Origin of the sequence: Hydrogenophaga sp., from assembly GCF_031426985.1 — a bacterium.
In the GTDB taxonomy this organism is placed as follows: Bacteria; Pseudomonadota; Gammaproteobacteria; order Burkholderiales; family Burkholderiaceae_C; genus Hydrogenophaga.
Genome location: NZ_JASJOY010000227.1, coordinates 1 through 9,517, shown reverse-complemented (window position 1 = coordinate 9,517; position 9,517 = coordinate 1). Strand labels below are relative to the sequence as shown.

Genomic DNA, 9,517 nt, shown 5'->3' with positions numbered 1-9,517 from the left:
GGGCGGGTACTGGTTGTGGCCGGCCTGCATGGCGCGGGTGACGGCGTTGACCAGTGCCGGGTCGCAGTCGAAGTCCGGGAAGCCCTGACCGAGGTTGACCGCGCCGACCTCGGCCGCCAGCGCCGACATGACGGTGAAGATGGTGGTGCCGACCGCGGGCAGGCGGGAGGTGAGGGCAGGGGTGCGGGGCTGTTGTGGCATGTCAGATGTCGAAATGATGGCCTTCACCGGCCATGGCCTGCAGGATCAGGTCGCGTGAGAGGCGGTCGCTCAACAGTTCTGCAAAACGCAGCACGAAATGGCGCAGGTAGGTGCCGCGCTTGAAGGCCACGCGCGCCAGGTTGTGACCGAACAGCTGGGCCGCCGGGCGGGCCACCAGGTCGGGCGTGGCGTTCTCGCCCTGCATGGCCATTTCGGCCACGATGCCCACGCCCATGCCCAGCTTGACGTAGGTCTTGATGACGTCCGAGTCGATGGCTTCGAGCACGATGTTGGGTTGCAGGTGGCGCAGGGCGAACGCCTGGTCGATGCGGGTGCGCCCGGTGAAACTGGGGTGGTAGGTCACCAGCGGCACCTGGGCCAGGTCTTCCAGCGAAATGCGTTCGCGCTGCGCCAGCGGGTGGTCGAATGGCAGCACCAGCACGTGCTGCCATTCGTAGCAGGGCAGGGTGACCAGTTCTGGGTAGTTCAGCAGCGATTCGGTGGCCATGCCGATCTCGGCGGTCTCTTCGATCAGCATCTTGGCCACCTGATCGGGCGAGCCCTGGTGCAGACTGACGGCCACCTTGGGGTAGGCCTGCCGCAGCGCGGCCACCGGGCCGGGCAGCACGTAGCGCGCCTGGGTGTGGGTGGTGGCGATGGAGAGCGTTCCGCTGTCCTGCGCCGAATACTGCTCGCCGATGCGCTTGAGGTTGTTGACCTCGCGCAGGATGACTTCGATGCTCTTGAGCACCTGCTGGCCGGGCTCGGTCACGCGTTTGATGCGCTTGCCGTGGCGGGCAAAGATCTCGATGCCCAGCTCGTCTTCGAGTTCGATGATGGCTTTGGACACCCCCGGCTGCGAGGTGTGCAGGGCCTTGGCGGCCTCGGTCAGGTTGAGGTTGCGGCGCACCGCCTCCTGGACGAATCGGAACTGGTGCAGGTTCATGCGGGGGTCTTTTCCAGTGCGATCTGCGCCAGCAGTTCGACCAGGCGCTGGTCTTCACCGGCGGTGGGCAGGCATTCGCAGTGCACACCCGGGTGCTGCCCGGCCAGTTGCTGCATGAGCACCGGCAGGTCTTCGCGCGCGTGTTTGCCCATGCCAAAAAACAGGGGCAGCACACGCAGGTGGGTGGCACCACCTGCGATCAGGGCCGCCGCGGCGCTGGGCAGGTCCGGCTCGCTCAGTTCCAGGTAGGCGCAGGCCACGCGGGCCTGCGGGTCGGCCTGCGCGATGCAGCGGGCCACGGCCTCCACCGGCTGGCGCCAGAGCGGGTCGCGCGAGCCGTGCGCAAAAACGATCACACCGAGCATGTTGTCATCTCCTGAGCACCAGCCACCCGAAAGCGCCCAGCGAAACCACCGAATAGATCAGGGCCGGCGACGCCGCCGCCAGCCAGGGCTGCCACTGGTTCAGGTTGCCGATGTAGCCGAACACGTTGTTGAGAAGGAAGAAGCTGATGCCGGCCATGACACCGCCAAACACATACGCGGTGATGCTGCCCGAACGGAAATGCAGGTAGGCAAAGGGCAGGGCCAGCACCACCATCACCAGGCAGCTCAGCGGGTAGAACACCTTGCGCCAGAACTCGATTTCGTAGCGCTGTGCGGTCTGGCCGTTGGCTTCGAGGTGGCGGATGTAGCCGTACAGGTCGGCGGTGCGCATGCGGTCGGGTTTGAGCAGGGCGGCCGACACCATCTCGGTGGTGATGCTGCTGGGCCAGCGCAGGCGTTCGATCTGGCTGCTGACGATGCGGGCCTTTTCGATCCCCGCGGTGTCGAACTCGCGGCGCTGCACCTGGGTCAGCGTCCAGGACTCGTCGTCCTCGATCTGGCCGCCCTGGGCCTGCAGGGTGGACACCAGAAAACCCTGGTTGTCGAACTCGAACACGCGCACCTGGCTCAACCCGCCCTGCGGCGTGAGCGCGCCCACATTGACCGAAAAGTTGCTGTAGGTCTGGCGCTCCTTGAGCCAGGCGCCGGTCTGGCCCAGGCTGATGTGGCCCTGGTAGCGCGCCTTGAGCAATTGCCCGGTCTTGTCGGCCAGCGGGGCCACATAGTCGCCCAGTGCGAAGGTCAACAGCACAAAAATGGCGCCCAGCCCCAGCAGGCTGCGCAGCGCGCGCCAGGGCCCCAGGCCACTGGTGCGCAGGATGGTGTATTCCGACCCCTGGGCCAGCCGCGCCAGCACGAACACCGAGCCGATCAGCACCGAGATCGGCAGCAGTTCGTAAATGCGGCTGGGCATGAGCAGGCCCACGTACATCAGCGCCTGGGGAAGACCGTAGACCAGCGACTTGTCCAGCGGCGAGGCCCTGCCCAGCGCGGGCAGTTCGTCCACGAAATCGAAGAAAAAGAACAGCGAGAGAAAGGCCAGCAGCACGAAGCCGACGGCCACAAACACCTCGCCATAGATCAGCCGGCGGATGGTCTTCATGTGGCGCTCGCTTGCAGGCTGTGGCTGCGGTGGCGCCGTGCGGCCCACCAGCCGCGCAGGCTCAGGTTGTGGTGCCGCTTGGCCAGCCACAGCAGGGACAGCACAAACACACTGCCGTGCAGCATCAGCATGAAAGGCAGCAGGCCCACCAGGCCCGAGGCGACCCAGCTTTGCCCCAGGTTCAGCAGGTTGTAATAGAACACGAAGGCAAACAGGGTGAAGAACAGGTTGCCACCGCGCCCCGCACGCGGGTTGCCGGTGGTGGTGGCCAGGGCGATGAGCACGAAATTGATGGCGGTGAGGGCCATGCCGATGCGCCAGCCCAGCTCGCTGAGGTTGGCATTGGTCGGCTGCTGGACCAGCTCCCAGCTGGACTTGGACTTCAGGCCCGGTCGCACACCCGTGACCAGCGCCGTGGAGCCGACCTGCGTGGCGTAGGCCTCGAACTCGCTGACTTTCAGGCTGTGGCCGTCGGCCGCGGTTTCCAGGCGCTGGCCGTTGTTGAGCATCAGCATCTGCTGGTCGCCCTTCCATTCGATGCGGCCCGAACGCGCCGATGTGATGGTCTCGCGGCCGTCGGACTCCTGGCTGGAAATGAAGATGTTGCGGCCCTCGGTGCCGTCGGCGGTGTCCTTGTCGATGAAGAACACCCGACGTCCGCTGGACGATTCCTGGAACTGCCCGGGCGCCACCCGCTCCAGATCGCCCCGGCGCTCGAAGCGCCCGCGCAGCTCGTCGGTCTGCTGGTTGGCCCAGGGCCAGACGAAGAGGGTCATGAGCGTGATCACCAGCAGGATGGGCCAGGCAAAGCGCAACACCGGCCCCAGAAAACCGCCCAGCGAGCGGCCGCTGGCCAGCCAGATGATCATCTCGCTGTCGCGGTACATGCGCGCGAGCGTGAACACGATGGCAATGAACAGCGCCAGCGTGAGGATGGTGGGCATGCGGCCGAGCACCGTGTAGCCCAGCACCAGCATGATCTCTTCCGGGTTGACGCTACCGCGCGAAGCCAGCCCCAGCGTGCGGATCAGCAGCATGGTCAGCACGATGGTGAACAGCACCACCAGGGTCGCGCCGAAGCTGCGTGCCAGCTCTCTGCGAATGGAAGAATGGAATAACATCGACTGCACTTATTCGGAAACCGCAATTATGGACTTCGAACTCAAATCCCTGACCGCCGAACAGGCCGCCCAGCTGGCGGTCGATGCCCTGCTGGTGCTCGTGCCCGACACCCTGCCCAAGACCACCGGCAAAGCCGCTTCGGCGCTGCACGAGCTGATCGCCAACGCGGTGCAGCACGGTGACCTGGAGGCCGGTACGGGCAAGTGCCTGGCCTGCTACCGGCCAGCCGGCTTCAAGGCCGCTCGCGTGGTGCTGGCGCGTGCGGGCGACGGTTCTGCGGCGTCGGTGCGCAAGGCGGTGGCGGCGGCCATGAGCGGCCTCAAGCTGCCCCAGGTCAAGAAGCTGGGTCTGGTGATGGGCCTGCTGCCCGACAACGGCAGCGCCGTGCAAGCCGCGCTGATGGCCTGCGCCGACGCGACCTACGTCTACACCCACACCAAGCCGACCGCCAAGTCGCGCCACTTGCAACGTGTGACGGTGGGCGTGACCCAGCCGGACGCGGTGCGCCCGGGCTTCGCCGCGGGCAAGGCCATGGTCGCCGGGGTGGAAATGGCCAAGGAATGGGCCAACCGCCCGGCCAACCACGCCACGCCCAGCCTGCTGGCCGACGCGGCGCGCGCGCTGGGCCGCAAGCCCAATATCAAGATCGAAGTGCTCGGTCCCAAAGAAGTTGCCGCGCTCAAGATGGGCGCCTTCATGGCCGTGGCCCAGGGCTCGGCCGAACCGCTGCGCTTCATCGTGCTGCGCTACAACGGCGCCGCCAAGACCGACGCGCCGGTGGTGCTGGTGGGCAAGGGCATCACCTTTGACACCGGCGGCATCTCCATCAAGCCCGCGGCCGAGATGGACGAAATGAAGTTCGACATGGGGGGCGCGGCCAGCGTGCTGGGCACCTTTGCCGCGCTGGCAGAGCTGCAACCGGCTATCAACGTGGTCGGCCTGATTCCCAGCTGCGAAAACATGCCCGATGGCCTGGCCGTCAAGCCCGGCGACGTGGTCACCAGCATGAGCGGCCAGACCATCGAAATCCTCAACACCGACGCCGAAGGCCGCCTCATCCTGTGCGATGCGCTGACCTATGCCGCGCGTTTCAAACCCCGTGCCGTGGTGGACATCGCCACCCTCACCGGTGCTTGCGTCATCGCGCTGGGGGCCATCCGCTCCGGGCTGTTCTCGGCCGACGACATGCTGGCCCAGGCGCTGCACACTGCGGGCGAACAGTCCCAAGACCTGTGCTGGCGCATGCCGCTGGACGACGATTACGCCGAAGGACTGAAGTCCAACTTCGCCGACATGGGCAACGTCGCCGGTCGCGCCGGTGGAGCCATCACCGCCGCCAAGTTCCTGCAAAAGTTCACCGGCGAACTGGCCTGGGCCCATCTGGACATCGCTGGTTCTGCCTGGAAAAGCGGCGCCGCCAAAGGCTCCACCGGTCGGCCGGTGCCCCTGCTGGTGCAGTACCTGCTGGACCAGTCCACGCAGCCGCGTGCCGCCAGGACGGCTGCCGCGCGCAAGGCCAAGGCTTGAAGTTGAAGTGGGCAGCCGCCAGACCGACATGACCGACATATGACCGAGGTGGCCTTTCATTTCAACGCGCCCGACCGGCTGGGCTACGCCTGCCGGTTGCTGCGCAAGGCCTACCTCAAGGGCGCGCGGCTGCAGGTGCTGGCCGATCCGCCACTGGCCGCCGCGCTGGACCAGCAGCTCTGGCTGCTGGCCGGGGTGGAGTTCGTGCCGCACTGCCGCAGCGATGCGCCCGCGCCGCTGCAAGCCCGCTCGCCCATCGTGATCAGCAGCCATCTGGCCGACACGTCCGGGGACGACCAGGTGCTGGTGAACCTCAGCGATGAACTGCCCGAGGGCTTCCAACGCTTTGCCCGCGTGATCGAGGTCGTGACAGCCGACCCGCCCGCCCGTGCACGCGCCCGCGACCGCTGGAAACAGTACAAGGCCGCCGGCCATGAGCCCCAGCATCTGGACCTGAGCGCGCTCCATCCAAGCCGAAACTGAGCCCCGCTGGCATGCCCCGCGCCGGGGCTTCTGCTGCAGGGCTAATGGCGCATTCGCTGCACTGATACTGCTACAGGCAAACCCTTGCTCCACCGCCTCTGGACGGGGGCTGGCGCATGGTCTGCTGCGTTTTTGGAGTATCTTTACGGCCGTGGAGAAAAAAAGTTCCCTCCGCAATTCAAACTTCATTCCTTTCCGAGGATATCTATGCAACTGAACCTGAAACTGGCCGTCATCGCAGCGGCTGTCGCCCTGGCCGCTTGCGGCAAAAAAGAAGAGGCTGCACCCGCTGCCGCTCCGGAAGCCGCACCCGCTCCTGCGGCTGCTCCTGCTCCGGCTGCTGACGGCGTCATCAAGATCGGTCACGTCGGTCCCACCAGCGGTGGTATTGCCCACCTCGGCAAGGACAACGAAAACGGTGCCCGCATGGCCATCGAAGAGTTGAACGCCGCCAACCTGACCATCGGTGGCAAGCCCGCCAAGTTCGAGCTGCTGGCCGAAGACGACGCAGGCGATCCGAAGCAAGGTACCGCGGCAGCCCAGAAGCTGGTCGACGCCAAGGTCAACGGCGTGATCGGTCACCTGAACTCCGGCACCACCATCCCCGCCTCGCAGATCTACAACGACGCTGGCATCCCCCAGATCTCCCCCTCGGCCACCAACCCCAAGTACACCCGTCAGGGTTACGCGGGCGTGTTCCGCGTGGTGGCGGACGACGTGCACCTGGGTGGCACCCTCGGCAAGTACGCCGTGGAGTCGCTCAAGGGCAAGAACATCGCCGTCATCGATGACCGCACGGCCTACGGCCAAGGCGTTGCCGACGAGTTCGAAAAGGGTGTGACGGCCGCCGGCGGCAAGGTTGTCGGTCGTGAGTTCACCAACGACAAGGCCACCGACTTCAACGCCATCCTGACCACCCTGAAGGCCAAAAAGCCCGACGTCGTGTTCTTCGGCGGCATGGACGCCGTGGCTGGCCCGATGCTCAAGCAGATGAAGGCTCTGGGCATCAAGGCCAAGTTCATGGGCGGTGACGGCATCTGCTCGTCCGGCCTGGTGGATCTGGCCGGCGACGGCATGGCCGACGAGCAGGTGTACTGCGCTGAAGCCGGTGGTGTGGAAGGCGAAGCCAAGGTCGGCATGGAGAAGTTCAAGGCCGACTTCAAGGCCAAGTTCAACGCCGACGTCCAGGTTTATGCCCCGTACGTGTACGACTCCGTGAAGGTGATGGTCGAAGCCATGAAGGCCGCCGACTCTTCCGACCCGGCCAAGTACCTGCCCAAGCTGAAAGAAAGCAACTACAAGGGTGTGACCGGCACGATCGCCTTCGACGAAAAGGGCGACATCAAGAACGGTGCTCTGACGCTGTACACCTACAAGGGTGGCAAGCGCTCGGAAATCGCTGTGATCCGCTGATCTTCAGCCCGCACGCAAAAGGCCACCTTCGGGTGGCTTTTTTGTTGCACGCGTGGCGGTTCCTGTGGCGAACGGTCCAAATCACCCTGCGCAGCCTGCTACAATGTAAGGCTTCGCGGAGAGGTGGATGAGCGGTTTAAGTCGCACGCCTGGAAAGCGTGTGTGGGCTAATCCCCACCGCGGGTTCGAATCCCGCCCTCTCCGCCAGTGATTTGTCTCAGAGCGTCCCAAAACGTCTCCCAAAGACACCTGAAAGCCCCGGTTTACCTAGTGTTCCGGGGCTTTTTTGTTTCTAGCCGTCCCGTAACGGTTCTTGCCAGCCCAGGATTTTTGGGGGTACCTTTGGGGGGGCGCACCCCACTGTCTGGGGGTATTTCCGCTACCAACGGGGGTAAACATGGCCCTGACCGACTCGCCACGAAACACAAAAGCCACCCTTGCGGTGGCTTTTTCTTTTGGTGCGTCAGCGCGGTGTTGCGCTGGTGGCGCCAACCATCTTCATGGCCGAAGCGATGAGGGCGGACACCTCGGTCATGTTGCCTGGGACGATCAGGGTGGTGGTTGCGTCTGCGGCCACCTTGCCGTAGGCGTCCACGGCGCGCTCGGCCACTTTGAGCTGCACCGCTTGCTCACCGCCCGGCTGGCGGATGGCGGCGGCGATGCGTTCGATGGCCTGGGCCGTGGCGTCGGCCACCGCCGTGATGGCGGCCGCTTCACCTTGCGCGGAGTTGATGGCGGCCTGCTTCTCACCTTCGGAGCGGGCGATGAACGCTTCGCGTTCGCCGGTGGCGATGTTGATCTGCTCCTGGCGCCGGCCTTCGGACGCGGCGATCAGCGCGCGCTTTTCACGCTCGGCCGTGATCTGCTGCTGCATGGCGTGCAGGATTTCCTTCGGGGGCGTCAGGTCCTTGATCTCGTAGCGCAGCACCTTCACACCCCAGTTGAGCGCGGCTTCGTCGATGGCTTGCACCACCTGGGCGTTGATGATGTCGCGCTCTTCGAAGGTTTTGTCGAGTTCAAGCTTGCCGATCACCGAGCGCAGCGACGTCTGCGCCAGCTGCGTGACGGCCACGATGTAGTTGGACGATCCGTAGCTGGCGCGCATGGGGTCGGTCACCTGGAAGTACAGGATGCCGTCCACTTGCAGCTGCGTGTTGTCGCGCGTGATGCAGACCTGGCTGGGGACGTCCAGCGGAATTTCCTTGAGGCTGTGCTTGTAGGCGACCTTGTCGATGAAGGGCACGAGGAAGTTCAGACCGGGCGCAAGCGAGGCGTGGTACTTGCCCAGGCGCTCGACCACCCAGGCATTTTGCTGGGGCACGACTTTGATGGCGCGCACCACGAAGATGGCCGCGACGACGAACAGCAGGACAGCGATTTCCATGTGGGTTTCCTTCTTGGGTTCAGACTTTTTCGACCAGCAGGCGGCTGCCCACCAGTTCGGTGACGCGGTGGGTGCCGGGTTCGGGCGTGGCGCCAGCGGGCAGGACGGCGGTCCACACCGCGCCGCGGTATTTCACCTGCGCAGTGCCATCGGTTTGCCAGGCATCCACCTGCACCAGTTCGCCCACGTCCAGGTTGACGCTGCGCTGTGCGCGCACGGACGGATCGCCGGGCCGGCGGCGCTTGAGCCAGGTCCAGCCCAGCACGGCGCCCAGGCCCACCAGAGCGGCCACCACGATCTGCGCCGTGTGGGCCGCGCCCGCGTGCGCCACCAGTGCGCCTGCAGCGGCGCCCAGGGCCAGCATCAGCAGGTAGAAGGTTCCGGTCAGCAGTTCCAGTGCCACCAGGGCACCGGCCAGCAGCCACCACAGGGTGGAATCGGCCATGAGAAAGTCCTCTCTTTTCGGGTCGGGTCCGCGCATCTGTAGGACCCTTGCCACATTCTGCGCCATGGGCCGATCGTATCGGCTCGGGCGTCATGGGTTTTCCGTACACTTCGCGCCTGCCTTGGAGCCATTTGGCTTGGCGACGTCGGTACCAGCCCGGAGAACATCATGAAATTCCGCTTCCCCATCGTCATCATCGACGAGGACTTCCGCTCGGAGAACACCTCCGGCCTGGGCATTCGCGCGCTCGCGCAGGCCATTGAAACCGAGGGCTTTGAAGTCGTCGGCGTGACCAGCTACGGCGACCTCTCGCAGTTCGCGCAGCAGCAGTCGCGCGCCAGCGCCTTCATCCTGTCCATCGACGACGAAGAGTTCACGCCTGGTCCGGATCTGGACCCCGCGGTGCTGAACCTGCGCAACTTCATCGACGAGGTGCGCCGCAAGAACGCCGAGGTGCCGATCTACGTGCACGGCGAAACCAAGACCAGCCGCCACCTGCCCAACGACA

Annotated in this window: 10 protein-coding genes, 1 tRNA gene and 1 pseudogene; 5 read left to right on the top strand and 7 right to left on the bottom strand. The window is 65.3% G+C overall.

Going from position 1 to position 9,517, the window contains the following annotated elements; translation table 11 throughout:
• The 5 genes and pseudogenes from RMP09_RS23015 to lptF all read right to left on the bottom strand — a co-directional run.
• Nucleotides 1-201: pseudogene (locus tag RMP09_RS23015) on the bottom strand (methionine aminotransferase); the annotation flags it as partial.
• Nucleotide 202: 1 nt separating this feature from the next.
• Nucleotides 203-1,147, bottom strand: coding sequence for a CysB family HTH-type transcriptional regulator (locus RMP09_RS23010; protein WP_310568305.1), 945 nt, complete (start codon nt 1,145-1,147; stop codon nt 203-205).
• Complete coding sequence (locus RMP09_RS23005) at nt 1,144-1,512, bottom strand: CbiX/SirB N-terminal domain-containing protein (RefSeq protein ID WP_310568304.1); 369 nt, start codon at nt 1,510-1,512, stop codon at nt 1,144-1,146. Before RMP09_RS23005 ends, RMP09_RS23010 begins: the two co-directional genes overlap by 4 nt.
• Before the next feature lie 4 nt (nt 1,513-1,516).
• Entirely contained in the window at nt 1,517-2,635 is a 1,119-nt protein-coding gene (lptG, locus tag RMP09_RS23000) for an LPS export ABC transporter permease LptG (protein WP_310568303.1), read from the bottom strand.
• A complete protein-coding gene (gene lptF, locus RMP09_RS22995) occupies nt 2,632-3,756 on the bottom strand; it encodes an LPS export ABC transporter permease LptF (protein WP_310568302.1) in 1,125 nt (374 codons plus the stop codon). Before lptF ends, lptG begins: the two co-directional genes overlap by 4 nt.
• A 28-nt stretch (nt 3,757-3,784) precedes the next feature.
• Here lptF and RMP09_RS22990 point away from each other — a divergent pair, with 28 nt between their 5' ends.
• From RMP09_RS22990 to RMP09_RS22975, 4 genes are all read left to right on the top strand, one after another.
• Nucleotides 3,785-5,284 (top strand): leucyl aminopeptidase, encoded by a 1,500-nt coding sequence (locus tag RMP09_RS22990; RefSeq protein ID WP_310568301.1) that lies wholly within the window; start codon nt 3,785-3,787, stop codon nt 5,282-5,284.
• 39 nt (nt 5,285-5,323) lie between these two features.
• A complete protein-coding gene (locus tag RMP09_RS22985) occupies nt 5,324-5,767 on the top strand; it encodes a DNA polymerase III subunit chi (RefSeq protein ID WP_310568300.1) in 444 nt (147 codons plus the stop codon).
• A gap of 207 nt (nt 5,768-5,974) precedes the next feature.
• On the top strand, nt 5,975-7,180 hold the full coding sequence (locus tag RMP09_RS22980) for a branched-chain amino acid ABC transporter substrate-binding protein (protein ID WP_310568299.1): 1,206 nt from the start codon (nt 5,975-5,977) through the stop codon (nt 7,178-7,180).
• A gap of 117 nt (nt 7,181-7,297) precedes the next feature.
• Nucleotides 7,298-7,387, top strand: a tRNA-Ser gene (locus RMP09_RS22975).
• 256 nt (nt 7,388-7,643) lie between these two features.
• Here RMP09_RS22975 and RMP09_RS22970 read toward each other — a convergent pair.
• A complete protein-coding gene (locus RMP09_RS22970) occupies nt 7,644-8,564 on the bottom strand; it encodes a stomatin-like protein (RefSeq protein ID WP_310568298.1) in 921 nt (306 codons plus the stop codon).
• 19 nt (nt 8,565-8,583) lie between these two features.
• A complete protein-coding gene (locus RMP09_RS22965; RefSeq protein ID WP_310568297.1) occupies nt 8,584-9,009 on the bottom strand; it encodes an NfeD family protein in 426 nt (141 codons plus the stop codon).
• Nucleotides 9,010-9,177: 168 nt separating this feature from the next.
• Here RMP09_RS22965 and RMP09_RS22960 point away from each other — a divergent pair.
• Nucleotides 9,178-9,517, top strand: a 340-nt coding sequence (locus RMP09_RS22960; RefSeq protein ID WP_310568296.1) for an Orn/Lys/Arg decarboxylase N-terminal domain-containing protein, incomplete at its 3' end; no start/stop codon positions are given.